The organism is Bdellovibrio sp. HCB117, assembly GCF_047305915.1.
In the GTDB taxonomy this organism is placed as follows: Bacteria; Bdellovibrionota; Bdellovibrionia; order Bdellovibrionales; family Bdellovibrionaceae; genus Bdellovibrio; species Bdellovibrio bacteriovorus_B.
Map to the genome: position 1 here is coordinate 2,420,577 of NZ_CP178622.1, position 23,603 is coordinate 2,444,179.

A 23,603-nucleotide genomic window follows, 5' to 3' on the forward strand; every position below is an offset into this window, starting at 1 on the left:
TGAGAGTTCTATGGTAAACAAAATACTTATCCCAACAATGACAGCTTTATTATTAACTACTTCTGCTTTTGCTCAAGAGACAAAGTCAGAAAATCCACCTGCAGCTCCAGCAACGCCCGAGGTTGCCGCTCCAACCACTCCTGCAGCGGAAGAAGTGCCCTCTACGGATCACAGCCAATGGCCACGCAGTCTTTGGGGTGTTTACGGTGGACTTGGACTTCCCCATGGTTTAAATGGCGGTATCGAGTTTTTAGATCAGTCGAAAACTTGGTCCGTAGCTTTAGACATAGGTGGCTTTTCTTTTAAACCTAAAGACGAAGAAAACGACAAAGAAGAGATTTCCTTAGGAAGTTTTGCAATCGAAGGTCGCTATCACCCTTTCACAAGTTCTTTTTACATCGCCGGTGCTTTGGGAACTCAAGGCGTTGAAGCAAAGAAAACGGCTTCTTACAGCGGACAATCCGTCACTCCGAAAGTAAAAATCGGGAACACTTTTGTAACGCCGAAAGTAGGCTGGTTCTGGCAATTTAATTCCGGCCTCAACTTTGGCGTCGAGCTGGGCGCACAAATCCCGCTTTCGAAAAAAGTGGATGTTGAAGACGGCACAACAGATCCGGTGATCATCAATGACCCTGAGTACATTTCTAACAAGCAGGATGTTGTCGACATCGCTGAAAAATTAGGTGAACAGGTTCTGCCTCATGCGGCCGTTCGCATCGGTTACGCGTTCTAAAAACGAATTATTTCCCATATTTTTTCTAATAAAAAAGGAAGGGCTCCCCTTCCTTTTTTATTTCAAAATCCTCATAAACTTCCCTCGACGAAAACAAGAACTGTGCTATCAAACAGCAGGCGTCTAGAACGTATTAGGTTTAGCCTTAAATAAGATAAATCACCCTATCCTGGCGAACACCCTGGTGAACTTGCCAGCCTAAAAGGAGATGCTTATGAGATCGCGTATCAATAAATACCTCGCGGCTATAGTTCTAACACTAGCAGCTGCCGGCTGTGCAACGACGCCTTCCAACGTCACCTCGATTCCGAATAGCGCAAATCCTACGACGGAAATCGAAAAAACAGATCAGCTTTTGAAAGAGGCGCAAGATCGACAGGTCGACGCTCTTTCACCAGAAAACTATGCGGACGCTAAAAAAGCCTTAGACAAGGCCAAAGAGAAAAAAGCGAAAAACAAATCCAATGAAGATATCTTAGAGCAGGTTTCTTATTCCCGAGCGTGGTTAGAACAAGCCAATTCTAAAGCAGAGCTTGCACAAACTTCGATGAAAGATATCACCGATGCGCGCGCCGGAGCTTTACGCGCCGGGGCCCCACAAATGTTTGAAAAGGATTGGAAAAAGGCGGATAAGCAACTTGAAAGCATCACAAAATCCATCGAAAAGGGAAATTTAAAACCGGCGGACAAAAAAGGTGAAGAGCTGACAGCATTCTATCGTGAATTGGAAATCAACTCTGTCAAAAAATCCCATCTGGAAAAAGCCGAAGACAATATCAAGTCAGCTAAAAAAGATGGTGCTGAAAAGCGAGCACCGAAAACTTACAGCCTGGCGCAAATGAAATATGAAAACGCGGAAAAGCTTATTAACTCGGATCCCCGTAATAGCGAGGCCATTCGTCGAGCTTCTGAGGATGCCAATCGCGAATCGGTGCATTTATTGGATGTAACACGCAAAGTGAATGCAGGTAATACCGAAGATCTGGTTTTATTGTCCGAACGACAACAGCGAACTATTTCCAGTTTGAAAAACGAATACTCGTCAACGGAACAAGAACTGCAAAGCTCTCAACAACAACTCAGCCAATCTGAACAAGAGCGAGTGGCCCTGGTTGGAAGACAAGCCGAGCTTGAAAGAACGCAAGAGCTTTCCGAAAAGGCCGACAAACTTCGTAAAGAATTCAAACCCAACGAAGCTGAAGTTTACGTTGAAAACGGTAAATTGATGGTGCGCCTTAAAGGCCTGCAATTTGCTTCTAACAAATCGACATTGAATCCGAAAAGTCAGGCATTACTTAAAAAAGTTGACGCGGCTTTGACGGATATTGACGCCAGCAAAGTGACAGTTGAAGGACACACGGACTCCACAGGTTCTTTCGAAAAAAATAAAGAGCTTTCTGAACAACGTGCCGAAGCTGTGCAAAAATATCTGGTCACTAATGGAGCCGTAGCTGAAGAAAAAGTGGAAGCTGTCGGGGTGGGGCCTGAAAAACCCATCAGTGACAACACCACTCCTCAAGGCCGTGCGCAAAACAGACGTATCGACCTTGTTATTGAGTAAGGAGGTACCGTATGGCAACACACCTTCCAGGATGGACCGATCTAAAAAGAGAGCTCATGGAAAAATGGCATGAGCTTAAAGAACGGGACCTTGAGGAAACTCGAGGCAACGCACAGTCCATCGTCGATCTACTGGAAAAAAAGGTGGGTCTGGCCATGGATGAAGCTAGCGAGAAATTCGCAGAAATAGCCTCTCACTATCACCTTTATGACGAACCCGAAGAACATCCGGAAGACCTCACAAAGGATAAGAAAGAGAGAGTGCTAGAGTTGAAGCCCAAAAAACCGGCGAATCGTGATCGTAAACCGAAAGACGATTTTTTAGCTTAGTGACCGGGTCCTGCTCACCTACGCAGGGGATGCATCCGTGTCCCCTGCACTTTTTCGAATCACAGAAACAAAAGAACAAGGAATAGTCTGAAGGATGAGGGGCTTTCCGTTTTCTTGTTTTTCAATCAACTCTAAAAAGTCGTAGCCTAAATCATTCTCTCGAACGAAGACCATGACGCCTCCGACTTTGAGTTGATCAAATAAGATATTAGGAAATTCAGCGGAGCCCGCAGTGAAAATCACCCGGTCATAAGGCGCTTCGGACGTGTCGCCCTCGAAGCCATCCCCCAGTTTTACCAGCGCATTGAAGATTTTATTCTGCTCTAGATACTTTTGCGCCCGCACGGCCAATTCAGGAATCACTTCCACCGAAACAACTTTTCCGGTTTCGCCCACAAGGTAGGCCAACATCGCGGTATTCCATCCACTGCCCGAACCCAACTCGAAAACACGGTGCCCCTGTTGCAGGTTCATCATATCTAAAATTTTTAAAACAAAGCTTGGTTGAGAAATCGTGGACAAGAACGGCGGCTTATTCCAAAGAAGTAACGGATGATCCGAGTACGCCTCAGCAACCGTGTATTCCGGCACGCAGAGATGACGTGGATAACGGTAAAATGCTTCTACCACTTTCTCTGAAAGAGGAAGCGACTTATCCAAGACACGCTTTTGATACTGCTCGATTCGTGTAGGCATGATTAAGCTTGCAATGTTTTTGGCGAAGGAACAAGCTTGTATCATGACACTGACTCAACTGGAATACATTCTTGCTGTCGCCGATACGGGAAGTTTTAGCCACGCCGCCCGCCAATGCCATGTCACACAACCTACATTGAGCATGCAGATCCAAAAATTAGAAGAAGAACTTGGCGTTGTTCTTTTTGATCGCACCAAGCAACCGATTAAAGCAACGTCTATCGGCGAAGAAATTGTTCAGCAAGCCCGCCTTGTTGTGCGGGATGCGCAGCACTTAAAAGAAATTGTCGATGATGCAAAGGGCACATTGAAAGGCGAATTGCGAATCGGTATTATTCCGACCCTGGCCCCTTATCTTCTGCCACTCTTTCTAAAGAAAATGAAAGATCTTTATAAAAATCTGCATCTGACTTTTGAAGAAATTCAAACAGAGACGATGGTAGAGCGTATTCGCAATCACAGTCTGGATCTGGGAATCGTAGTGACTCCGATCGACGATCTGAATATCGCAAATCATGTTTTATTTTATGAGCCTTTCAGTGCTTACTTCGCCAAAGGCCACCCGCTTTTAGACAAAAAAACTATCGATGAAAAAGATCTTTCCGTTGACGATGTCTTATTGCTGAACGAAGGTCACTGTTTTCGCGAACAAAGTCTGGCACTTTGTCGTAACAAAAAACAGATTGTCTCTGCGGATCGGACTTTCACCTTTGAAAGTGGCAGTTTAGAAACGTTGAAGAAACTTGTAGATCAAGGTGAAAACTTCACTTTGCTTCCCTGGCTCGCGACCTTGGATGTGCAAGATAAGAAGCGCTTAAGAAACTTTTCAGATCCCGTGCCAACTCGTGAAGTCAGTCTCATTCATGGACCGCATTTTCAAAGAAAGGCTCTGCTAAAAGCCCTTATTGAAAATATAAAGAAAAACCTGCCCGAAGGTTTAAGCTCTGTTCGATCTAAAAATCAATTAAAGGTGGATAACCCGCTCGGCAGTCTCAAATAGTTTTCATCTATGCTGACCATTGACATATAGATTTTTCCTATAGGCTCTATAGAAAAGAAGAACTGTTCAATATTCTCACTTTTTTCTATCCTATTGTTATACAGGAGGAATTCTTTTATGAGATCACAATCAGCACATTCAACAAAAGAACAAGCTCGCAACCTACGTCCTGTGCAAGGGGAAGAGGTTGATACCGCCAGCGTGGTAGAAACACTCAAGAAAACTCTTTCTGATGAATATTTTCTTTATCTAAAAACTCAAAGCTGCCACTGGAATGTGGAAGGTCCTTTATTTTTCTCTCTTCATAAACTTTTTGAAGAACAGTACGAAGAACTTGCTGAGTATGTTGATCGCACAGCCGAAGTTGTGCGCGCATTGAAGTCTCGTGCTCCTGGCTCTTTCAAAGAATTTAAAGAGTTCTCTTCCATTCAAGAAGCTTCGGACAAGATGAATGCAAATCAAATGATAGACGTGCTTAGCCAAGATCACACCAACATGGCGATCGCGCTCAAGTCACGTTTAGAGATTGCCGAAGATGCAGAAGAAACCAGTGCTGTGACATTGTATGAAGACTTGATTGGTTTCCATGAAAAAGCGGCTTGGATGATTCGCAGTCACCGTTCTTAATAGTTTTAGAAAATAGCCAGAGGGGCTTTTATGGGCAGTGCATTGATGGGTTTAGCGGCAGGGATTATCACAGGTGGATCAACCATGCTGGGGGCCTTGCCTATTCTTAAAAAAGAAAGCAAAGCCTGGAATCCATGGCGAAGTCTGAACCTGGATTTTGCGATAGGAATGATGTTGGCAGCGGCGGCCTTTAACTTGATCGGTCCTGCCTACAGCTCCACATCAGGAGCCCTCGGGGTTTCACTGGCTTTACTTTTAGGCATCGTCTCGATCTATGGACTGAGTCATTTTATCCATAGTTTTTCTCCGACTCAGTATTCATTGCACCGTCGTGCCTGGCTGTTTGTTACGGCGATGATGCTCCACAATTTGCCTGAAGGCCTAGCCTCGGGTGCAGCACTCAGTGCAGATACACTTTCACAAGCCAACGGATGGACCGTTGTGGGCGCCATTGTATTTCAAAACTTCCCTGAAGGGCTTGCCACCGCAGCGGCGTTTCTTTCGATTGGACTGTCTCGTCGCGCAGCTTTCTTCGGTGCGGCACTGACGGGAGTTATGGAAATCGTAGGTGGTGCAGCAGGGGGAATTTTTGCTTCGATGACGAACGCCTCTCTTCCTTACATTTTGGCTTTCGCGGGCGGCGCGATGATCAGCGTGACCTTAGAGGAAATCTTTGCGAAGTTGAAAGAAACAAACATGCGCTATCTTTATCAGAAAGAATTCGTTTTAGGCGCGATGTCGGTGGTTGTGATGAATTGGATCATCCAATAACGCAACCTTCCAAGACACGGTGCTGTGATTCCGCTTACGCTATGTGAATGGAATTAACAGCACTGCAAACTTTAGCGTTCTCAGCCCTGGTCGTCTATTTTGGTCGCTTCTTAAAAAAGAAGATTCACTTTATTGAAAAATACAATCTGCCTTCACCAGTCATCGGTGGCTTTGTTGTCGCGTCGGTTTTAGCGATTTTAAAAAGTTACGGAATTTTTGAAATCAAATTCACAAAAACATTCGAAGAAACACTGATGATCGCTTTTTTTGCGTCCATCGGTTACTCGGCCTCACTGAAACTTTTGAAAGAAGGCGGAAGAACTGTGGTGTTCTTTCTGGCTTTGACCGTCGGCGGTTTAGTTCTACAGATTATTGCGGGCATTGGTGCCGCGAAACTGATGGGCTTACCGCCACTCATGGGTGTCTTAACCGGGGCCGTCTCTTTAACAGGAGGCCCCGGAACTTCTTTGGCATTTGGCCCTCTATTTGAAACGGCCGGTATCGAAGGAGCTTCCGTCATTGGATTGACAACCGCCATGGGAGGCATTCTGTTAGGAGGCCTGGTTGGTACTCCCCTAGCCACATATCTTATCAATAAACGTCGTTTGAAAGCTATTAGCGGCAGTGAAGTCGAAACGACAGCCGAAGCCCCGATGTTAACGGCGCGCGTGGGCAGTGATCTTCTTTATCACTTTCTAGCCATGGCGTTGATCATGGGTTTGGGCACAACGCTAAGTCCTTGGATCAACTCTTTGGGAGTCACCCTTCCGATCTATATCGGCTCTATGATTATCGCAGCTATAATGAGAAATATCGAAGACGTAAAACCCGTTTTTAAAATCAAGGCGGATTGGATTGAAGAAATTGGTGCGGTTTCACTGACACTTTTTATTGCCACCGCCATTATGTCATTAAAGCTGGATGAACTTCGCAATGCCGCCTTGCCAATTCTGATATTTTTAGCCGTGCAGGTTGTTTTGGTGGCGATCACTGCCTTGGGGCCGGCGTTTTGGGTTGCCGGTAAGGACTATGAAGGCGCGATCATTAGTGCGGGATATGTCGGCTTTATGATGGGGACATCTGCCAATGCGATGGCCAATATGTCCTCGCTGGCTCAGAAGTATGGTCCAGCACCAAAGGCCTTTTTAGTGGTTCCTTTGGTGGGTTCGTGCTTCATTGATTTTATCAATGCCGCTTTGATTACCTTTTGCTTAAATTATTTTGGATAAATCAAACAACAAGTTCAATGATGGCGCGGAACCCGTGATTGCCCGCCATCGCACCGATGATATTACGTAATGACGTGATGTTCTTTCCCTGTGAACCAATCAACTTCCCACGAAACTCTTGCGGCAAAGTGACTTTGTAAATAGTCGTCTTTTCGCCAGCGTTGAAAGTCACCTCTACATTGTCGTAACAAGATGTCATTTCTTGAATCACACTCTGTAAAACTTTAGCCAAACGATCTCTAATTTCATTTTCCTGCATTACCGTATCCACTAGCACAAAATCATTCCTCCGCTCGAACATCTTCATCATGCTGATGTATGAAATCGCGAGCAATCATCACCTATATTTCTGGTCCACATTGTGTTCCACCAATATATCAGGACAACACCCCCAAAGTGTTACCATAAAGATGAACTTACCGACAGCGTTCGGTTAGCCATTTTTTCGTCTCCACTTTTCCCCTCTGAAAATCCGAATAAAACCTATAATTGTTGTTAAAATCCAGTGTCAGCTAAACACTTGCAAATTTGAAATCCCTTGCTTTAACAAAATATTTTGATTGAAATAGGCCATGACTTCGAACTGGCATCGCGTTGGCGCTCTTTCTGATCTGAAAACCAAACCTCTTCAGCAAGTGGAGGTGGGTAAAACAAAAATCGCATTGATATACCGTGACAATAAATTCAGTGCGATTTCTGGAACATGCAATCACGTTGGCGGTCCCTTAGGCGAAGGACGTCTGGAAGGTGATTACGTCGTCTGCCCGTGGCACTACTACAAGTTTCATTATCAGACCGGCGAAGGCGAACCCGGATTTGAATGCGATAAGGTTGCCAGTTATTCCGTGAAAGAGGTCGATGACGAGCTTTGGGTTGATCTTAATCCCTCTTCACCTCGCCATATGGAACCTCACGCACCTCATCCTTTGGCCCGCACACCAGAGCGTGTTGGTGGTCCGTTGCGTGTTATGGGGATTTCAACCACCGTCATGGATTCAAAGAATCCACGAGTGTCGACTTCAGAGCTTCTTTTAGATGCCGCCTTGAAATATGCTCAAAACAAAGGTTACGAAACTCATCTTCACACTTTGCGCGATTTACAGTTCCGTCACTGTGAGGGATTTTATTCCAAGGCCGCCAGGGCTTGCACATGGCCTTGCTCCATCACGCAGATGGATCCTCATGACCAACTCGAAAAAGTGTATGAGGACATTGTTCATTGGGCTGATGTGATCCTTGTGGCGACTCCGATTCGTTGGGGATCTGCAAGCTCGCTTTACTATAAATTGGCGGAGCGACTGAACTGCATTCAAAACCAAATCACCACCCACAACAATCAGCTCATCTGCAATAAGGTGGCGGGATTTATCATCACTGGCGGACAAGACAATGTTCAGGCTGTTGCAGGTCAGATGATGGGCTTTTTCTCAGAATTAGGTTTTCATCTTCCACCATTCCCGTTCATCGCACACTCCTTGGGATGGAGCATGGAAAATATGGAACGCAATGTTCGTTACGTCCAAAAAAGTCAGGCGCTTGTTGAGTCTGCTGAGGAACTTCTAGATCGCGCTGCGGGTCTTGCGAGCTCATTGATCGCCTCTCATGATGCGCACCATTTGCACCATCGCGCCGGCAGAAAAGGCGAAAAGATTCTAGCCGACTAAGCACGCTGAGGCCTATTTGGTCCCCTGTCAAAGATTCGAACACTTCATAGCCTCTAATCCGTTTATTAAGCGGAATAGGACTTGCTTTGACTTTCTTCCAGGAGGCCTTATGCGTCGCTGGAGTTTGATTCTTTTTGCTTTTTTCACCGCGTTTCAAGCTTATAGCTCCAGCGCTTTGGCTTGCCATTGTATCGCAGACCCTTATTCAAAGAAGTACATCTATTACAAAAAAACCTGGTATGGCACCAAACGCAAATGGACGTGTGAATACAAGTGCCAGGATATGCGCCAGCAACAGACTGTTGTCATCGGCACACATGAGAATTGGTATGTATCGGACAAAGGATTAGAAGGCATTTGCGATGGCCTTCATTACGTCAACCGTTACAATAACTACGTCAGAGACTTCGTCTGGACCTTTGATGAAGCCCGCCATTTTGACGCTTCGGATTCGACATCGGCTGAACTGAAAGCATGGAATGCAGAAAAGTGCCGCTAGGCCCAACGGAGGTCTGGCTTTTCCTGCCTTTTTTCCCCGGCAAAGAAAGATTTGTTAAAATTTTTGGAAGGAGTTTCTTCGTAAACCGAGTCCTTCTTCCAAGCATTGGCCCCATTTGACGAACTCGCCAGCCGAAAACAAGAATGAAAAGATTCATTTTAATTGCGTGTGCCGTCAGCGTCTCTGCCTGTGCCCGTATGGATATTGCCGTGAACTGGGCAGACACCTTTATTGCCGGCCGTGTGGATGACTATTTCGATATTTCTTCTGAGCAAAGCAAAAATCTTAAAAAATCACTTCAAGGTGACTTCAAAAAAATCAAAAGCGACGTTCTTCCACAATGGATTAACAGTGCTAAGCAGTTAGAAAAAGACGTCGCGAATAACGTACTGGATGAGCATAAGGTCAATACGGCATTTGATCTTGTGATGAAAAATGTAGAGCACTTCACGTCTCATTTTTCTAAGACGGCCGTTGACTTTATCGCCTCTACAGATGGAGAACAGCTGAGCTACTTTCAAAAGTCTTTTAAAGAAAAGAATGAAGATGATTTAAAGGACATTCAATCCAGGAAATACGAAAAAAATCAGAAGAAGCGTTATTTCAAATATTTTGAAATGTTCATTGGAGATCTTTCCGATGAACAAACCGCTTTGATCGAAAAACACTTGAAAGAGTCCCCTTATCCAGCCGAACTCAAGATTAAAAACCGCGAGCATGTTTTTCACGTGTTCATGCAAAAGCGAACTCAACCCGAAGAGCTTAAAAACTTTGTTGCCAGGTTTTCACAGCAGCCCGACGCCTATAATCTTCCGGAATACAATGAGGCCGTGAAAAACTATCAAGCTCGGTTGAAATCTCTGCTAACTCGGGTACTGACAACATTAAGTCCCAAGCAGAAAAAAGAGCTCTGTGACAATCTGCTTAAAAAAGTGGCTCAGTTAGAGAAAATTCGCGGCCGCTCTTAGGTCCAGTTCCCTTCGAATCTGCTGAAAATTCCAGGGCATTCCGCCGATAAGAAGAGCTATGAAAGTCATCTTGGCTCTTCTTGTTTTTTTCCAGTTCTCGCTCGCGTTCGCCCAGGACGATCTGCATTCTTTTGTAAAAGGCTTAGATACGACTTTAAAGCATGTCAATCGCTCAGAATCTCGCCCATGTGCTTCCTCCGCTTTAACTCCTTCTTCGGCTCAGGCGACGAAGTATCAGGGAAAAGATGTGACGGCCCTTTCGGAGGTCGAAGCACAAAATTTGTTTAAAGAAATGCAGTCACACACTGAAATTCCCTTTGATTTTGCCATTGCAGGCTGCGAAGAGCGTGCTCATGAGATGTCACGATTGATGCTTTTAAAAGGAATTCGGCCTTTAAAGATGTTTGCATCCGTGGACGAGAATAAGTCTCCGCGCCTTGAAATACCGCATCCTAACGGCAAGGACAAACGACGCTGGAAATTTCACGTCGCCCCGCTCGTGATGGTTCGAATAAATGGCAAAGATGTGCCTTACATCATTGACCCATCTATGGAGAAAAAGGCCGTGCCACTGCAAGATTGGAAAAGACGTATGACTTTCCATGATCCAAAGATGCCGGTGATGATGGATGCGACAATCGCAGAACAGTACGATATTTCTGGCCGCTACGTGCGCCCTTTCAGCGACGAAAACTGGAACCGCGCTAATCAGGAAAAGCTCAAAGAATTTAAAGAGTATTCCAAAGATCCGGATGGAGAAAATAACTATCTTTTCCAAATGCAGCGCGATCTCGAACGCATGGATATGATGGACTAGTTGCCATTCGGCAAATCAAATTCTTGTTTGAATGACTATTTATTAATACTTCATTTTTTCCTACTTGGGCCCTCTGATCCGTCAGATATTTAAAGCCAGGACAGGCTTCGAGGTCCCCATGAAAATAAAGTTCACCGAAAAAACAAAACGTGTCGGATTCTATCTGGTCGGTCCCTTGTGTATCGCATTTCTTGCTACGTTTATCTATTTCACGCGCTACACCCCCTGGGAAATTCCCAACCCCGCTCCCTTTCTTGTCTTAATCGTTATTCTTTCTTGTTTCTATGGCGGTTTTAAACCCGGGATTATCACAAGTTTATTGGCATGGCTTTACTTGGGCTACTACTACAGCACGCTCCACTCAGTGATTGATTTGCAAGAGGACATGCAGAAACGACTTTTAAGCTGGGGATTCACCTTTCCTGCCGTCAGCATCGCAGTGGGCCTTTTAAAAGGCCGCTCGGAAGCGCATCTTCAACGAGAAATTGATCAACGAAGACTTCGTGAAGAAGAACTAAAAGCTTCTGAAGAGCGTACGCGCGCCATCTTAAATTCCGCTAATGATGCATTTATCGCGATCGACACAAACAGTTTGATTCGGGAATGGAATATCCAAGCAGAAAAAACTTTTGGTTGGGCCCGCGAAGAAGTAATTGGAAAGCGTCTGACAGACATCGTCATTCCAGATGAATATCATAAAGCCCACTTGCAGGGTTTAGATCGCTTCCGTTTAACAGGAGAAGGGCCCATTATTAATAAACGCATCGAAGTGCCCGCAAAACACAAATCAGGTATTAGCATCATGGTTGAATTGACCGTTTATCCGATTCGTCGCAAAGATGATTTGATCTTTGGCGCCTTTCTTCGCGATATCACGGAAAAGAAACATGAGGATCAACTCAGCCTTTTGCAATATCAAATCACTCGAATTTTGACCGAAGAAGTTAATTTAAAGGCCGCTGTGCCCCGCCTTCTTGAGACTTTAGGAATAGGATTGAAATGGCCTCTTGTGGAACTGTGGCTGACGGATAAGAGACGTCAAAATTTTTACTACACTGATAACTGGAGCGAGGACGCTGAACTTCGTGACAAGTTTCGCAATATCAGTCATCAACTTTTCTTACCCAAAGACAAAGGGCTTTTCCCGCAGACGGAAGGTGCTAGTCAACCTGTTCACATTACTTCTGCTCTTAAGAACTCGGACTACCCCCGCTCTAAGATGGTCGAAGCCGCAGGGTTTCAATCCCTGGTTTATTGCCCCTTAGTGGATAGCGACACTATCGGTACGCTCTGCTTTTTTCACACAGAAAAAATATCTCCCGATAAACGGTTGATGGAAACACTGGATGATATATCCAAACATATCAGTCTTTTTATCTTACGTACTTGGGCGGAAGAAGATCTCACCCGACTTTCGAAAGAACTTGAAGTCAAAGTTCAACAGCGCACCGAAGAACTTGCCATCGTCAATATGCAGCTCAAGAAAGAAGCCTCCGAAAAACAAATTCTGTACGAACAAGCCCAAACAGCCAACCGGCTGAAGGACGAATTTTTAGCGACGATCTCTCATGAACTCCGCACACCGATGAACGTGATACTGGGACATAGCGAGCTGCTTTACGGCGATGAACTGGACGAAAATGAAAAACAAAAGTCGATCGAAGCCATTTATCGAAATACCAAGGCTCAAGTTCACATTGTCAGTGATATTCTCGATGTCTCAAGATTCATCACGGGTCGCGTTCAATTGCATCTTGAAGTCGTCGACTTGGCAGAAATCGTCGCCATGGCCGTCGAGTCCATACTGCCGGCGGCGAGCGCGAAAAACATTGACGTGAATGAAGTGAACTGCGGTGAGTGTTACGTTTCAGGAGACCCCACGCGACTTCAACAGATTCTATGGAACTTACTTTCTAACGCCGTCAAGTTCACTCCCCGCCATGGGAAAATCTTGGTGAAGCTGGAAAAAAATGGTTCCAACATCATTCTCACAGTTCGCGATTCCGGTAAAGGTATAGATCCGGCCTTCTTACCTTACGTCTTTGAGCGCTTCCGTCAGGAAGATTCGACGACGACAAGAAAGTTTGGCGGCTTGGGACTTGGACTCGCTATCACGAAAAATTTGGTTGAAGCCCACGGAGGAACCATTCAAGTTCACAGTGAAGGTAAAGGGACCGGCGCCACTTTCACGGCGATGTTCCCGATCACGGCTTTACGACTTCCTTTTATTCCACCGGTTAAAGATGCCGAAGGACATGTGTCTTCGCGCCTTCCACTGAAAGGATTAAAAATCCTGGTCGTTGATGATCAACCCGATGCACAGGCGTTGATTCGCACGATTTTGAAAAAAGCCGGGGCTGAAGCCACCGTCACTTCTACAGCCACGGAAGCCTTTAAGCTGCTAATCAAAATTAAACCGGATGTGCTGATAAGCGACGTCGGTATGCCAGAAAAAGACGGCTACGAACTTATTAGTATGATTCGTCGTCTGCCCGCAGAAATGGGTGGTAACGTGAAAGCTATTTGCCTCACTGCCTACGCCAATGACGAAGATCATAAAAAGGCCTTAGACACAGGCTTCAATGAGCACTTGGCAAAACCTGTTGAGGCAAAACAGTTGATTCGCTCCATCAGCAAGTTGGCGGGACGCTACGTCCCTTATCACTGATTACGGTTCTTCCTGATTGCGCATATGATCCGCAAGTCTTAAAAGCGAATGAAGAAGTTCCGAACGCAGAGGCTCTTGAACATTTTCATCTTCGAATGCTTGCACCATGCAAAGCATCCACTGGTCGCGTTCCGATTTGCCGATTTTAAAAGGCATGTGTCGTGCACGCATGCGCGGATGACCATACTTTTCGATAAAAAGACTGGGCCCTCCCAACCAACCACTTAAAAACATAAAGAGCTTATCTTCGCTCCCTTGAAGATTTCCAGGGTGCATTTCTCGCACACCTTTGACTTCGGGCATTGTATCCATGATTTGATAAAAGCGCTTCACGATGCGGCGAAGAACTTCTTCACCGCCTAAAAGTTCATAAGGAGTTTTGTTAGTGTCCATTTACTTCTTCAATGTATTTAAAATAGGCCTTGCAGTAGGCGCTTTCTGTTTTAGCACGATTATAACGAATTGCCTTGTCCATTTTGCGCGCGCTACAGCGATTCAATCCAGGGCCTATAAGCCCGGTAGGACGACTTTTAATTAGATCTGACATCTCGATCTGACAATCTCCTCGCGCTTTTTGCCATAAAGACTGACAAAGACCGTGATCCAGACTGTAACACACACCTTGAGGCGTCGCGGAACCACAGGGTTCCTTCGCCAGATCTTCTTCGATCATCGCGGGCGACACATAGGTCGCAATAACCACGATAAAAAGGATAATCAATACGACGGTCCCAATACCGTAATCAATATAGCGAGAACTCAAAGTGTACTTTGAGATCGGTTTAAAAAACATCAAGAGCAAACAGGCAATAAGTATGAGGCTGTAAATGATGGTTTGTAGCATCCTTTTATTATAGGACCCTAAGATTCTGAGAGCCAAATTACTTTTGACGAAACCCCTTTGAGCTTCAATAATTATAGAGATGAGACACTTCACTGTTATTTTGGCAGTTTTCGTATTTCTTTTGTGCAGTTGCAAAGGCGATGGCACGGTGCCTGAGTTTGTTTCAGAACCGACAGAGCAATCAAAAGTTTCTGCAGCTCAAACCACCGCAACAACCAATGCCAATTGCACGGCAATCTTTCCCTTTTATTGGGAGATCGGTAACGGCACATCCGTCTTGGCTTCCGGCTCTACGGGAAATGCCTCGGTCACACGAAGCACGACGATGCCTATCGCCTCTGCGACCAAATGGATTTTTGGCGCTTATGTCGTTCAAAAGCTCAATGGCACTTTCGATGCGGCAACAGAGAAGTCTTTAAGAATGCTGGCAGGATACACTAATTTCGGAAATCTTTCCTGCATTGGAACAAATACGGTTCAACAATGCGCGAATGTCGGAACGAACTCTCAGTACACGGCGGCTAACGATAATAAATATTTTTATAACGGTGGCCATTTTCAGAAGTGGGCTGTGGACAACGGGATGGGCGCTTTGACTCGTGCGCAGCTTCGTACGGAATTTCAAAGTCTGCTAGGTTCTGATCTCGACATCACCTTTTCTTCTCCCCAAATGGCTGGTGGCATAAATACCAATGCGGCAAACTACGCACTCTTTCTGCAGAAGATCTTAAACAATCAACTTCTGATGAGAACCTACTTGGGAGCCAACTCCACCTGCACTCTTCCCTCTGTGTGCCCGACAGCGGTCTCAAGTCCGATTCCAGTGGCTTGGCACTATTCCTATGGGCATTGGGTGGAAGATGACGACGCCGGTGACGGCAGCTTTAGCAGTGCCGGACTTTTCGGATTTTATCCTTGGGTCAATGCTTCCAAAACTTTGTACGGAATCATTTCTCGAAACGAAGTTCCTTCCGGTGGAAATGAAATCGGTTCCGGATGGGCCTCTTACCTCTGCGGTCGCGAGATTCGTAAAGCCTACGAATCTGGGGTCGCGCGCTGATTATTTTTGCAGTTTAAAATAAATCGCCGTTTGTGCTGTTTCGTTGATCACACGTTGCGAGATGGCTGGCACATTTGTGAAATATCCAAAGGCGCGAAGCTGATTTGTTTTAATTGTGGTCTTTGTCGGATTCGTCAGATTCCAAGCACTTTGGAATTTCGATTCTTTAAAATCAGAGTTCCAATTAAATTGCGCAAAGTTCACCTCACCCCATTGATGAACCATGTTCGCTAGGTGGCAACTCGCACAATCAATAGTGCCTGGGTTATGGCGTTCTGGATTTTCATACTCCAAAGCACGCCCTAAGACCTCACGGATTTGTGCTTCCGTGAATTTCTTTTTTGCGGTCCATGAATCAGCGGTCAACTTTGAAAACTCAGGGTCGTGTTCTTCAGGAGCAGGCATCATTCCGCCTGAAAAACTTTGGAACTGCGACGAGCTTTGAATCACGCCTTGTGTTTGACCACGGATGCGCGGAATCGCCATGTGTTTAGCTTGACCATTGATAACATCAAAGCCAGAAAAAATCCAAAGCTGCTCTCCAGCCATCACATTCATTGCCGTCATACGGATTAAATTATTCTCGCCGCAGAAATTTAGAATCAAAGAACGAAGATATATCCAGTAAGCACCGTGAAGACCTTCTTTTTTCAAACGCGGATGGATTTGCAAAGCATCTTGGCTTGAGCCCGAAGAAAGTTTCTGCCAAGCCTGCCATACTTTCTTAAAGGATTCGTCGTCAAATTCGTAAAAGCTGTGAATTGCGGCATCGCGAGTGTCAACAACACCCTCTTCATGAAACACCGGCTGCCACACCAAGCGAATTTGACGTCGACAGGGAAGAGGTCCCTCCCCTTCTGTAAAACAAGGATCAATGCGCACACCGACGACCTGCAAGGCTTGTTTCCAGATAATGTGATTGGGAACCTCAGGAACCAGTTGCACGATTTCTTGATACGTTTTTTTTGAAAGGAGAGCCCCTTGAGCACCTTTGTCTTCAGGCTTTAGCACCAAGGACATTTCGCTTTCTTGAGGTAAAGGCAGAAGAATTGTCAGATCATTCAAACTCATGGCGATAGCTGATGACGAGGTGAAAATAAGACCTAAAGAAAGAAACAGCGCAATGATTTTCATGGGGCTCTTTTTTCAGAACATTGCTAGGATTTCAACCTTTAAGCGGCAAATGAAAATCTAATGAGTCTTTGTTCCGGGAGCCTCTTTCGCCGCAGGCAGACAAAGGGGCCCTAAGCCCCTTAAATCGTTACATGGTATAGAAGAATTCTTCCTTTACGATTTTGCCGTTAGAGACAGTGTACAGGGCGACCTCTTCCATTTGCCAGCGCTTGCCTGACTTTCTCTCTGATACATCCAACTTATAGTGAACCGCAAAGCGATCGCCGTGAGGATAGGGTCCCGAGACATCCATAGAGTGAACCTCCATTTGCTCGTCCCATTCCATATTTTTTTTGCGAATTGCTTCGATCCCGCGCATCTGCGCTGGCATGCCGGGCATGGACGCCGCTTCTTTACTTTCGATGTTTTCAGAATAAAGCCAGTCGATAGCTTTCATGTTGTCGCCGCGCTTACAAAGCTCGACAAGTTTTTTTCCCACTTCCATGGTTTCTTTTGAAGGCTGTTGAGAGGGTTGCGATTGTTGAGATGAAGTCTCCATCCAGATCTCCTTTTTTTCTTAGCACGATCATGCTTGGAAAAAAGGAGTCTGAGGATATGTAACTCTACAGAGAAATTTCAGGATCCTTTTCCGCGGACTTATCCAAATCATCGAAGAAGGAAAGATTTCTTTCTTCGATGATCTTTCTGGCCTCGCGCGACTGAGAGCCCTTTGTAGACACCAGTTTGTTTTTGAAAGGATCGATCTTGCTGATATTGAAATCACGAACGCGCTCTTCTGCCACCTTACAGTATTCTTGCGCGATGTCGATTCCGATGTACTGTCGTCCCAGTTTTTTCGCAGCCACTGCTGTCGTCCCCGAGCCGATAAAAGGATCAAGAATGGTTTTGGCTTCCGTGGAAGAAATAATTCTTTCCGCGAGAGCTAATGGAAATGGCGACGGATGATCGTTGTTCATTTCTTGGGAGAAACTCCAGACATCGCCGCAGGCATTGGCTTGAGGTGAAAGCTTAAATTCGGGTTTAGCGATCAAATAAATCACTTCGTAGGTGGGAAGAAAATAACCGGGATTAAAATTAATACCACCCGCTCTTTGCCAAATGATAATTTGCCTTACTGGAAACCCACTAACGATATCCTGTCTGTCCTGTAGCAACCCATTTTGCACACGCCACTTATGAATGTAGAAAAGGGCCCCGTCAGATTTCAACGTGCGCAAGGTCTCAGCGATCACGGCTCTTTGCCATCTGACGTAGTCCGTGTGAGGCATATTGTCGTCATGATTGGGATAACCCTTTAACAACGCCGCCTTGGACCACTTTCCCCCACGACCGTCTTTAAGACCGTTCCCAGAAGAGTTTTTTAAATTGTAAGGAGGAGACGTCACGGCAAGATCAATCGAACAATCCGGGATTTTCTGAAGTGTTTCTAAAGCATCCCCACAAATAATCTGATCTAAAAATGAAGCCAAGTGATTAGCATCCATCGCATCCCCTCCTGCAACGTCTTAAGGGCTTTTTAAAATTATGCCGATAGAAATTACGCAAGAGGACTATTTTGAGTTTCACCTCGACCATTTCATTCTGAAACTTTACGGACCTGTCGGCAAACCGTCACTTACCGAGGCCTCGGCACTTGAGGCTGTCGAAATTCCAACACCTTCACCGTCAAAACCACTTAAATCTCTCAAGAGACTTTCACCTTTTGGCAACGTCATTGCTATCTAATTTTACAAAACTCATGGACCCAAAGAAAAAGGAGGCCTTATGAAAAAACAAATTCTTTCCTACGCTTTGCTCGCTGCAGTGGCTTTGATGGCAAGTCCCGTTTTAGCGGACACGGATGATTGCACAGATCCAGAAATCGCCGCAGGAACTTGTGTAAAGCATTTAAGTGCGTATGGAGATGCCGATAACAATGTATATCCCCCACAAAATCAGTATGCGGTGTTTAAAGTCGTCGACGGAAACTGCCAAGGACAGATTGAGATATTAACGCCCCAAAATGACAGCGTGTTAATGTTCGATGCTGTGGGTTTGACAGAGAATGGAGTTTACTCAATCATAAATCATGGCGAATCGGCTTGCTCTCTACAGATTCGCTATCAAAACCAACCCTAAGGAGCCTGCTATGGTCGCCCCAAAGTTTGAAACTTGGATCATTATCCAAAAGCCCGTCGCTGAAGTTTTTGATGCTGTTTACAATCCGACGAAACTCAGCGGCTATTTCATCACTGCGGGAGCGACAGGGCCTTTGGAAGAAGGAAGTACGGTGCAGTGGGAGTTCGCAGATTTTCCTGGCGCATTCCCCGTGCGCACTAAAAATGTTTTGAAAGATAAGCTGATTGTTTTTGAATGGGGTTCTGCCGAAGGTGGAAAAGACAACCGCGTTGAATTTGTCTTTGAGCCTTTAAATGCCAAAGAAACTAAAGTCACCGTCACTGAACTCGGATGGAGTGAATCCCCCGAAGGCATGAAAGCGGCATTTGGAAATTGCATGGGCTGGTCGCAGATGATTTGTGCGATGAAAGCCTATCTTGAATACGGCATCAACCTTCGCAAAGGCGCTTACAAAGCGATTTCATCTTAGGTTTCAAAAAAATGCAGGGGTTTTAGAAAGGATTCAGTATGAAGTTGTTAATAACTTTCGCACTTACGTTTCTTATCTCTGCGTCTTCTTACGCCACTATTTGGAAGTGTCAAATTCGGCTTCCCAATGGGCAAGCCTCCACTGATGAATTGCGTATTTCATTTAATAACAAGCTTGAAGAAATCGGCGTATATCGTCCCGACCCGTTTGGATTTGGACGCTATAAAGTCGAAACCCTTTTTGCGGATTTTTCGAGAAACCGCGCAGGCTTTCAAGTCAGCCAATGCGAACACGACATTGCCAGTGTGTATCCGGAAAGCCAGCAGATTTTTGTACAGTCTGCTTGCAGGTCGCAAGAGGGATACAGCGTTTTCGTCGATGCTGACTTTGGAATGAAAGAGTCAGGCTCAGTCATCACGCAAGTGCAAACGCCAACGGCCACCACGGCTCGAGTCTTCCGCGTCGACGCTTGCTCCGTGGATTATTAGAAATCAATCCTCACGAACTTGAGGTCTCAGGTCTTCAACGCGCACATTGTTTTTGCGAGGCGCACGTTTTATTTTTTTAGGTTCTTCAGATTCGTAGAAATCTCCGCGAAGGTTTCGCATTGGCATTTGATCTAATTCTTTAATCATCTCATAGATCTTGAAAACACGGTCTTTAAGGGCCGCAAGACTTCGCATCATTCTTTTCTCCACGGAATAAGGATTGATGCCCAGTTTACGAAAAGAAGCCTGTAATGTTGCAACTTTGAAGAAGAGCTGAACTTTTCCTAGACCAAGGGGAATCCTAATGACCTCAGTTCAGAGGTCCCCTCAGGTAATTACTCTAAAACCGGGTGCTGGCCGTGCACTTTCTCTTTCGGTAGCGCATTGAAATGCCACCACTCGTGTTCTAAAACTTTAAAGCCTTGAGTCTCTAGAAGCTCACGCAAAAGCCGTCGGTTCTTCAGTTGTTCTTGGCTCAGCTCTCCTGAAGCCAGAAATTTTTCTTCCAGCTTGGGTTGCGCGAGGTCCCTGAAATCATCAAAGCCCGTTCCCATATCCAGTTGCTGGCCATCCTTGGTTTGCAACGTCAGATCCATTGCCATCCCAAAATTATGTAAGGACCCGGGGTAAGGAGCCGCCACATAGTTTTGAAAAGGCGTCCCTTCAAGATGACTGTAAAAGAGCGCTTGAATGCTGCGTGGACGAAGCGTGTCCCAAATAAGAAACTGCAGGCTCGGATGATTCTTGCGAAGCACATCACAGGCCTTCATGAACATTTCGTAGGCCAACGGTGAAACAAAGCAACGAGCGAAATTTTCATAAACATTTTTGTTCATGAAATTATCGTCCGTCGCGTACTTCATATCCAACGCGACTTCGGCAGAAGGTTTGATTTCGCGAAAGTTTTGTTCGATCCATTGAATTTGGCGGGTGAAAGATGTCATCGCTTAAGGCTAAAAAGCTTTCGCCTCACAGTCAAATGGACGCTCGTGACACAGGGTCTCGCAGTGCTTGTAAAGACGTCTATGACTTTAAACGCACCGCTTTTGCTAAAAGAAATACAACGGCGCAAGAGACAAAGGCCGCGGCCCCCAACCCTCCGCCAACATCTTTGACCATCGGAACTAGAAATGAATAAATCAGTGCAAAGATCACGCTGGAAATCAAAACTCTTTTTTTACCCATTCTGGATTTATCTGTCATACCCACAAAGGTCGCCCCGAAGAAGGCGGCCTGTAGTGTCGTGACAAAGGTCAGCGGCAATAGACTGACTATCAAGGCAAAAAGCAAAGTGGGACCGCTCGATGCTCGCACTGTAGAGATCCGCTTTTCATGAATAAGATAAAAGGTTGTTTGCGCACCCAAAATAGAAACCAAGATCACAGTTAAAAGAATCACAACCAATACCTCAGTGCGATTCCCAACAAAGAAGACACAAAAGCTATGAAGCCCAGACGACCGCCCAAACCTTTAAACCGAGCCCCCAAGCAAAAGTAAATTGTACTGCCGACAACCGACACCAATAAAATCTGCCACAACCCTGCATCGACAACTCGAGAACCCATGGCAACAAAGGCTCCCGTATAGACCAGGGCGTGAATGTGGGCACCCTCTATGCGTTTAGTATCAGGGATAAAAGTACCCAAAAGACCCGTTAAAGAAGCCGCAACGACAGGCGTCGATTTAAAATGCGATTGCAGATAAAAACAAAAAAAACAGCCGCCAAAGAAAGTGAGAAATTTCAGAAGCCAAAGTTCGAAGTTTCGCAAGGTCGCAGTCATGAAGGTCCTTAAGAATCATCATCTTTGGACAAGGCGGACAAAACAGCAAGTTTTTTTTGATTCTTATCCTTTTAGAAACAGGGAAGATTTTCTAAGCCTCCATTGCAAGCTGGCTTCAGATTCTAAAAGTCGCTATACCAATGCCAACAAATAAAGGAGCCGTCATGAAATGGATCATCGCTAGCACCCTGCTACTTTCTCCCCTTTCTTCGTTCGCGCAAAACAAATGCGAAGCTGAAGCCGTTGGTTATGCCCGTGAATATATGGATGAAAACTACGGTAACAATTCCTCACCATCTAATATCTATGGTTCAGGAGTTGTAGATGCTAAAGGCGTTATTTCCTACGGCATCGAGTTCGTCTTGGCTGGCGGAGAAAGTATTGTCGTGGTTCCAATGATGTTCTCGGATTGCGATTTGTTAGATATTCAAGGTTACTAAAAAAAAAGCCCGGAGGACCCGGGCTTTTTTTATTCTCCGCCAAGGACGTCGATTTTATTATTACTGCATAAAATCGCACGCACTCTTAATGTAGTGAACTCGCCGACTTCAAACATTCCGTTTCTTGGGTTGAAATAGGAATTGTATTTAGAGGAGTCTGCGTAACCCGAATAGTTACCATTCTTATAGCCCAACTTCTGACAAAGAGCCGCGATATTCTCTGTTTTTCCAGTGAGGCTCGCCTTCACTCCGTACTCCATATAGGAAGACCCGGTAAGAACATAGGGATTTCCCACGATAAGGTCGTCAGAGGTGTGCTTATAGACCTCACCACGCAGTTGACCTTTTTGAGGTGTTTCGCGCGTCCCATAAGCGACATACGCCACTTCTGCAATAACGGCTTCTCCACGACCAAACAGACCTGCCTCACTCACTGAAGAAACTAGAACAAGAGCACCCAGCACTAGGCTTTTCATAAAATCTCCTAAGGTTATGGCCTTAGACAAAGCAAAGCCGAGGCCTTGTTTCGCAGCTTCAGCAGAAGGGGATATCCCTGAAAACACATGTCGAAATGTTGATCACACTAACTAAGAAAGCCACTCCACGACTTGCAGTACAACTTGAATCGCGACCGCAGGACTCATTGTTATTGTGTCATCCATTTTCGACCTCAGAATTTTGACAGCTCGACTTTGCCTTTCTAGTCATCGTCTTTTTTTTCCTGTTTAAATCTTCAGACCACCAAAACTTTACCGAAAAAAAAATACGGAGGAAAAATGCGTTTAACCTTGTTCACGGCTTTACTTTTATTGTTGTCATTTTCAACTCATGCGGTTCAAGATCCCGGCTCTGTCATCCGCGATAAACACGAAGATCCTAAACCACCCGCATGGTCGGACTGGACATCCATTGGAGGAATGGCCACATCTGATCCCGCAGCGTGCTCACTTTCAGGATATAAAACTTTTGTCTTTGTTCGTGGCGGAGATAACGCGTTATGGATGCGCTACTGGAATGGCAACTACTGGGCGGCATGGGTTTCACTAGGAGGAGTTTTAACATCCTCTCCGTCAGCGACTTGTCATGGATCACGTATTGATGTTTTTGCGCGCGGCCTTGACGGAGCTCTTTGGCAACGCACTTTTAGATCTAATAGTTGGAGACCGTGGATTTCTTTAGGTGGAACTCTTGCGGCGAATTCAGGCCCGGCATCAGCCGCTTGGTCAGGCAATCGCTTGCACGTCTTTGTTCGCGGAACCGACAATGCTTTATGGCGCAAATCCTATATCGCGAACAACTGGAGCGCTTGGCAATCCTTAGGTGGAATTTTAACTTCGGACCCAGCAGCTGCCGCATGGGCTAACGGCCGCTTGGATGTTTTCGTGCGCGGAACTGACAATGCTCTTTGGCACATCTGGTACACAAGCAGTGGCTGGTCTGTGTGGGAGTCCTTAGGAGGATATCTAACGTCGTCACCTGATGTTGCTTCTTGGGGCAACGGCCGCTTAGATGTCTTTGTTCGGGGCGGTGACAGCGCTCTTTATCACAAATGGTTTCAATCTGGCTGGTCTAATTGGGAAAGCTTGGGCGGCATTTTAACTTCGGGTCCGGGCGCAAGTTCTTCAGCTCCGGGACACGTGATGGTTTTTGTCAGAGGTACGGACAACACCATTTTCTATCGCAGTTATCGTTAAAATAAAAAAGGCG

31 protein-coding genes are annotated in these 23,603 nt (G+C 45.6%); 18 read left to right on the forward strand and 13 right to left on the reverse strand.

Annotation, left to right across the window (positions count from 1 at the left end; genetic code table 11):
- The first annotated feature begins 10 nt into the window (after positions 1-10).
- From ACLWBD_RS11475 to ACLWBD_RS11485, 3 genes are all read left to right on the forward strand, one after another.
- On the forward strand, positions 11-733 hold the full coding sequence (locus ACLWBD_RS11475) for a hypothetical protein (protein WP_413568255.1): 723 nt from the start codon (positions 11-13) through the stop codon (positions 731-733).
- A gap of 214 nt (positions 734-947) precedes the next feature.
- A complete protein-coding gene (locus tag ACLWBD_RS11480; RefSeq protein WP_413568256.1) occupies positions 948-2,294 on the forward strand; it encodes an OmpA family protein in 1,347 nt (448 codons plus the stop codon).
- 11 nt (positions 2,295-2,305) lie between these two features.
- Positions 2,306-2,623 (forward strand): transcriptional regulator, encoded by a 318-nt coding sequence (locus ACLWBD_RS11485; protein WP_413568257.1) that lies wholly within the window; start codon positions 2,306-2,308, stop codon positions 2,621-2,623.
- Between the two features lie 18 nt (positions 2,624-2,641).
- On the opposite strand, the gene ACLWBD_RS11490 is transcribed toward ACLWBD_RS11485, so the two are convergent.
- Positions 2,642-3,319 carry a protein-L-isoaspartate O-methyltransferase family protein gene (locus tag ACLWBD_RS11490; RefSeq protein WP_413568258.1) on the reverse strand — a complete coding sequence of 226 codons (678 nt, stop codon included), beginning with the start codon at positions 3,317-3,319 and terminating at the stop codon, positions 2,642-2,644.
- Here ACLWBD_RS11490 and ACLWBD_RS11495 point away from each other — a divergent pair.
- The 4 genes from ACLWBD_RS11495 to gltS all read left to right on the forward strand — a co-directional run bounded on the left by ACLWBD_RS11495 (position 3,318) and on the right by gltS (position 6,946).
- Positions 3,318-4,319, forward strand: coding sequence for a hydrogen peroxide-inducible genes activator (locus ACLWBD_RS11495; protein ID WP_413568259.1), 1,002 nt, complete (start codon positions 3,318-3,320; stop codon positions 4,317-4,319). The genes ACLWBD_RS11490 and ACLWBD_RS11495 overlap by 2 nt on opposite strands.
- A gap of 117 nt (positions 4,320-4,436) precedes the next feature.
- A complete protein-coding gene (locus tag ACLWBD_RS11500) occupies positions 4,437-4,946 on the forward strand; it encodes a Dps family protein (RefSeq protein ID WP_063204535.1) in 510 nt (169 codons plus the stop codon).
- A 30-nt stretch (positions 4,947-4,976) separates the two neighbouring features.
- Positions 4,977-5,717: a ZIP family metal transporter gene (locus ACLWBD_RS11505; RefSeq protein WP_413568260.1), complete on the forward strand. Its 741-nt coding sequence runs from the start codon at positions 4,977-4,979 to the stop codon at positions 5,715-5,717.
- A 47-nt stretch (positions 5,718-5,764) separates the two neighbouring features.
- Positions 5,765-6,946 (forward strand): sodium/glutamate symporter, encoded by a 1,182-nt coding sequence (gene gltS / locus ACLWBD_RS11510; protein WP_413568261.1) that lies wholly within the window; start codon positions 5,765-5,767, stop codon positions 6,944-6,946.
- Between the two features lies 1 nt (position 6,947).
- Here the strand turns inward: gltS and ACLWBD_RS11515 are convergent, their stop codons facing one another.
- Entirely contained in the window at positions 6,948-7,256 is a 309-nt protein-coding gene (locus tag ACLWBD_RS11515) for a KH domain-containing protein (protein WP_413568262.1), read from the reverse strand.
- A gap of 262 nt (positions 7,257-7,518) precedes the next feature.
- Between ACLWBD_RS11515 and ACLWBD_RS11520 the strand changes: the two genes are divergently transcribed.
- The 5 genes from ACLWBD_RS11520 (at position 7,519) to ACLWBD_RS11540 (ending at position 13,562) form a co-directional block, all read left to right on the forward strand.
- Positions 7,519-8,610 (forward strand): Rieske 2Fe-2S domain-containing protein, encoded by a 1,092-nt coding sequence (locus ACLWBD_RS11520; protein WP_413568264.1) that lies wholly within the window; start codon positions 7,519-7,521, stop codon positions 8,608-8,610.
- A gap of 109 nt (positions 8,611-8,719) precedes the next feature.
- A complete protein-coding gene (locus ACLWBD_RS11525; protein ID WP_253696289.1) occupies positions 8,720-9,109 on the forward strand; it encodes a hypothetical protein in 390 nt (129 codons plus the stop codon).
- A 143-nt stretch (positions 9,110-9,252) separates the two neighbouring features.
- Positions 9,253-10,077, forward strand: a complete 825-nt coding sequence (locus ACLWBD_RS11530; protein ID WP_413568265.1) for a DUF6279 family lipoprotein — start codon at positions 9,253-9,255, stop codon at positions 10,075-10,077.
- A gap of 58 nt (positions 10,078-10,135) precedes the next feature.
- Positions 10,136-10,894: a protein-glutamine glutaminase family protein gene (locus ACLWBD_RS11535; RefSeq protein ID WP_413568266.1), complete on the forward strand. Its 759-nt coding sequence runs from the start codon at positions 10,136-10,138 to the stop codon at positions 10,892-10,894.
- 118 nt (positions 10,895-11,012) lie between these two features.
- Positions 11,013-13,562: an ATP-binding protein gene (locus tag ACLWBD_RS11540; RefSeq protein ID WP_413568267.1), complete on the forward strand. Its 2,550-nt coding sequence runs from the start codon at positions 11,013-11,015 to the stop codon at positions 13,560-13,562.
- Here ACLWBD_RS11540 and ACLWBD_RS11545 read toward each other — a convergent pair whose 3' ends face one another.
- Positions 13,563-13,955 (reverse strand): group II truncated hemoglobin, encoded by a 393-nt coding sequence (locus ACLWBD_RS11545; RefSeq protein ID WP_413568268.1) that lies wholly within the window; start codon positions 13,953-13,955, stop codon positions 13,563-13,565.
- Positions 13,945-14,406 carry a hypothetical protein gene (locus tag ACLWBD_RS11550; protein WP_413568269.1) on the reverse strand — a complete coding sequence of 154 codons (462 nt, stop codon included), beginning with the start codon at positions 14,404-14,406 and terminating at the stop codon, positions 13,945-13,947. The genes ACLWBD_RS11545 and ACLWBD_RS11550 overlap by 11 nt, the downstream gene beginning before the upstream one ends.
- 79 nt (positions 14,407-14,485) lie before the next feature.
- On the opposite strand from ACLWBD_RS11550, the gene ACLWBD_RS11555 reads away from it, so the two are divergent.
- Positions 14,486-15,466, forward strand: coding sequence for a hypothetical protein (locus tag ACLWBD_RS11555; protein WP_413568270.1), 981 nt, complete (start codon positions 14,486-14,488; stop codon positions 15,464-15,466).
- On the opposite strand, the gene ACLWBD_RS11560 is transcribed toward ACLWBD_RS11555, so the two are convergent.
- The 4 genes from ACLWBD_RS11560 to ACLWBD_RS11575 all read right to left on the reverse strand — a co-directional run bounded on the left by ACLWBD_RS11560 (position 15,467) and on the right by ACLWBD_RS11575 (position 18,315).
- The gene (locus tag ACLWBD_RS11560) at positions 15,467-16,600 is read right to left on the reverse strand and encodes a hypothetical protein (RefSeq protein WP_413568271.1); all 1,134 of its coding nucleotides are present in this window, start codon (positions 16,598-16,600) and stop codon (positions 15,467-15,469) included.
- A gap of 127 nt (positions 16,601-16,727) precedes the next feature.
- Positions 16,728-17,138 carry a nuclear transport factor 2 family protein gene (locus tag ACLWBD_RS11565; protein ID WP_253696291.1) on the reverse strand — a complete coding sequence of 137 codons (411 nt, stop codon included), beginning with the start codon at positions 17,136-17,138 and terminating at the stop codon, positions 16,728-16,730.
- A 64-nt stretch (positions 17,139-17,202) separates the two neighbouring features.
- Positions 17,203-18,084, reverse strand: coding sequence for a DNA-methyltransferase (locus ACLWBD_RS11570; protein WP_413568272.1), 882 nt, complete (start codon positions 18,082-18,084; stop codon positions 17,203-17,205).
- Between the two features lie 105 nt (positions 18,085-18,189).
- A complete protein-coding gene (locus ACLWBD_RS11575) occupies positions 18,190-18,315 on the reverse strand; it encodes a hypothetical protein (RefSeq protein ID WP_413568273.1) in 126 nt (41 codons plus the stop codon).
- Between the two features lie 49 nt (positions 18,316-18,364).
- Here ACLWBD_RS11575 and ACLWBD_RS11580 point away from each other — a divergent pair, with 49 nt between their 5' ends.
- From ACLWBD_RS11580 to ACLWBD_RS11590, 3 genes are read left to right on the forward strand one after another with little or no spacing between them, the layout of a single operon-like run.
- Positions 18,365-18,718: a hypothetical protein gene (locus ACLWBD_RS11580; protein WP_413568274.1), complete on the forward strand. Its 354-nt coding sequence runs from the start codon at positions 18,365-18,367 to the stop codon at positions 18,716-18,718.
- Positions 18,719-18,728: 10 nt separating this feature from the next.
- Entirely contained in the window at positions 18,729-19,187 is a 459-nt protein-coding gene (locus tag ACLWBD_RS11585; RefSeq protein ID WP_413568275.1) for an SRPBCC domain-containing protein, read from the forward strand.
- Between the two features lie 38 nt (positions 19,188-19,225).
- Entirely contained in the window at positions 19,226-19,675 is a 450-nt protein-coding gene (locus tag ACLWBD_RS11590; RefSeq protein ID WP_413568276.1) for a hypothetical protein, read from the forward strand.
- A gap of 3 nt (positions 19,676-19,678) precedes the next feature.
- On the opposite strand, the gene ACLWBD_RS11595 is transcribed toward ACLWBD_RS11590, so the two are convergent.
- From ACLWBD_RS11595 to ACLWBD_RS11610, 4 genes are all read right to left on the reverse strand, one after another.
- Positions 19,679-19,873, reverse strand: coding sequence for a hypothetical protein (locus tag ACLWBD_RS11595; protein WP_413568277.1), 195 nt, complete (start codon positions 19,871-19,873; stop codon positions 19,679-19,681).
- Positions 19,874-20,010: 137 nt separating this feature from the next.
- On the reverse strand, positions 20,011-20,619 hold the full coding sequence (locus ACLWBD_RS11600) for a M15 family metallopeptidase (protein ID WP_413568278.1): 609 nt from the start codon (positions 20,617-20,619) through the stop codon (positions 20,011-20,013).
- Between the two features lie 79 nt (positions 20,620-20,698).
- Positions 20,699-21,073 (reverse strand): hypothetical protein, encoded by a 375-nt coding sequence (locus ACLWBD_RS11605; RefSeq protein WP_413568279.1) that lies wholly within the window; start codon positions 21,071-21,073, stop codon positions 20,699-20,701.
- Positions 21,070-21,456, reverse strand: coding sequence for a hypothetical protein (locus ACLWBD_RS11610; RefSeq protein WP_413568280.1), 387 nt, complete (start codon positions 21,454-21,456; stop codon positions 21,070-21,072). Before ACLWBD_RS11610 ends, ACLWBD_RS11605 begins: the two co-directional genes overlap by 4 nt.
- Positions 21,457-21,620: 164 nt before the next feature.
- Here ACLWBD_RS11610 and ACLWBD_RS11615 point away from each other — a divergent pair, with 164 nt between their 5' ends.
- The gene (locus tag ACLWBD_RS11615; RefSeq protein WP_413568281.1) at positions 21,621-21,896 is read left to right on the forward strand and encodes a hypothetical protein; all 276 of its coding nucleotides are present in this window, start codon (positions 21,621-21,623) and stop codon (positions 21,894-21,896) included.
- Positions 21,897-21,925: 29 nt separating this feature from the next.
- On the opposite strand, the gene ACLWBD_RS11620 is transcribed toward ACLWBD_RS11615, so the two are convergent.
- Positions 21,926-22,372 carry a hypothetical protein gene (locus ACLWBD_RS11620; RefSeq protein WP_413568282.1) on the reverse strand — a complete coding sequence of 149 codons (447 nt, stop codon included), beginning with the start codon at positions 22,370-22,372 and terminating at the stop codon, positions 21,926-21,928.
- Between the two features lie 300 nt (positions 22,373-22,672).
- On the opposite strand from ACLWBD_RS11620, the gene ACLWBD_RS11625 reads away from it, so the two are divergent.
- Positions 22,673-23,590, forward strand: coding sequence for a hypothetical protein (locus tag ACLWBD_RS11625; RefSeq protein ID WP_413568283.1), 918 nt, complete (start codon positions 22,673-22,675; stop codon positions 23,588-23,590).
- The last annotated feature ends 13 nt before the right edge of the window (positions 23,591-23,603 follow it).

Coding starts and splice junctions, on each gene's coding strand:
- ACLWBD_RS11495 (WP_413568259.1), top strand. CDS start 3,318: ATGATTAAGCTTGCAATGTTTTTGGCGAAGGAACAAGCTTGTATCATG.
- ACLWBD_RS11565 (WP_253696291.1), bottom strand. CDS start 17,138: ATGGAGACTTCATCTCAACAATCGCAACCCTCTCAACAGCCTTCAAAA.
- ACLWBD_RS11540 (WP_413568267.1), top strand. CDS start 11,013: ATGAAAATAAAGTTCACCGAAAAAACAAAACGTGTCGGATTCTATCTG.
- ACLWBD_RS11515 (WP_413568262.1), bottom strand. CDS start 7,256: ATGATGAAGATGTTCGAGCGGAGGAATGATTTTGTGCTAGTGGATACG.
- ACLWBD_RS11485 (WP_413568257.1), top strand. CDS start 2,306: ATGGCAACACACCTTCCAGGATGGACCGATCTAAAAAGAGAGCTCATG.
- ACLWBD_RS11570 (WP_413568272.1), bottom strand. CDS start 18,084: ATGGATGCTAATCACTTGGCTTCATTTTTAGATCAGATTATTTGTGGG.
- ACLWBD_RS11550 (WP_413568269.1), bottom strand. CDS start 14,406: ATGCTACAAACCATCATTTACAGCCTCATACTTATTGCCTGTTTGCTC.
- ACLWBD_RS11530 (WP_413568265.1), top strand. CDS start 9,253: ATGAAAAGATTCATTTTAATTGCGTGTGCCGTCAGCGTCTCTGCCTGT.
- ACLWBD_RS11595 (WP_413568277.1), bottom strand. CDS start 19,873: ATGATGCGAAGTCTTGCGGCCCTTAAAGACCGTGTTTTCAAGATCTAT.
- ACLWBD_RS11500 (WP_063204535.1), top strand. CDS start 4,437: ATGAGATCACAATCAGCACATTCAACAAAAGAACAAGCTCGCAACCTA.
- ACLWBD_RS11610 (WP_413568280.1), bottom strand. CDS start 21,456: ATGACTGCGACCTTGCGAAACTTCGAACTTTGGCTTCTGAAATTTCTC.
- ACLWBD_RS11545 (WP_413568268.1), bottom strand. CDS start 13,955: ATGGACACTAACAAAACTCCTTATGAACTTTTAGGCGGTGAAGAAGTT.
- ACLWBD_RS11475 (WP_413568255.1), top strand. CDS start 11: ATGGTAAACAAAATACTTATCCCAACAATGACAGCTTTATTATTAACT.
- ACLWBD_RS11490 (WP_413568258.1), bottom strand. CDS start 3,319: ATGCCTACACGAATCGAGCAGTATCAAAAGCGTGTCTTGGATAAGTCG.
- gltS (WP_413568261.1), top strand. CDS start 5,765: ATGGAATTAACAGCACTGCAAACTTTAGCGTTCTCAGCCCTGGTCGTC.
- ACLWBD_RS11580 (WP_413568274.1), top strand. CDS start 18,365: ATGAAAAAACAAATTCTTTCCTACGCTTTGCTCGCTGCAGTGGCTTTG.
- ACLWBD_RS11535 (WP_413568266.1), top strand. CDS start 10,136: ATGAAAGTCATCTTGGCTCTTCTTGTTTTTTTCCAGTTCTCGCTCGCG.
- ACLWBD_RS11600 (WP_413568278.1), bottom strand. CDS start 20,619: ATGACATCTTTCACCCGCCAAATTCAATGGATCGAACAAAACTTTCGC.
- ACLWBD_RS11590 (WP_413568276.1), top strand. CDS start 19,226: ATGAAGTTGTTAATAACTTTCGCACTTACGTTTCTTATCTCTGCGTCT.
- ACLWBD_RS11525 (WP_253696289.1), top strand. CDS start 8,720: ATGCGTCGCTGGAGTTTGATTCTTTTTGCTTTTTTCACCGCGTTTCAA.
- ACLWBD_RS11560 (WP_413568271.1), bottom strand. CDS start 16,600: ATGAAAATCATTGCGCTGTTTCTTTCTTTAGGTCTTATTTTCACCTCG.
- ACLWBD_RS11520 (WP_413568264.1), top strand. CDS start 7,519: ATGACTTCGAACTGGCATCGCGTTGGCGCTCTTTCTGATCTGAAAACC.
- ACLWBD_RS11505 (WP_413568260.1), top strand. CDS start 4,977: ATGGGCAGTGCATTGATGGGTTTAGCGGCAGGGATTATCACAGGTGGA.
- ACLWBD_RS11620 (WP_413568282.1), bottom strand. CDS start 22,372: ATGAAAAGCCTAGTGCTGGGTGCTCTTGTTCTAGTTTCTTCAGTGAGT.
- ACLWBD_RS11625 (WP_413568283.1), top strand. CDS start 22,673: ATGCGTTTAACCTTGTTCACGGCTTTACTTTTATTGTTGTCATTTTCA.
- ACLWBD_RS11480 (WP_413568256.1), top strand. CDS start 948: ATGAGATCGCGTATCAATAAATACCTCGCGGCTATAGTTCTAACACTA.
- ACLWBD_RS11575 (WP_413568273.1), bottom strand. CDS start 18,315: ATGACGTTGCCAAAAGGTGAAAGTCTCTTGAGAGATTTAAGTGGTTTT.
- ACLWBD_RS11585 (WP_413568275.1), top strand. CDS start 18,729: ATGGTCGCCCCAAAGTTTGAAACTTGGATCATTATCCAAAAGCCCGTC.
- ACLWBD_RS11555 (WP_413568270.1), top strand. CDS start 14,486: ATGAGACACTTCACTGTTATTTTGGCAGTTTTCGTATTTCTTTTGTGC.
- ACLWBD_RS11615 (WP_413568281.1), top strand. CDS start 21,621: ATGAAATGGATCATCGCTAGCACCCTGCTACTTTCTCCCCTTTCTTCG.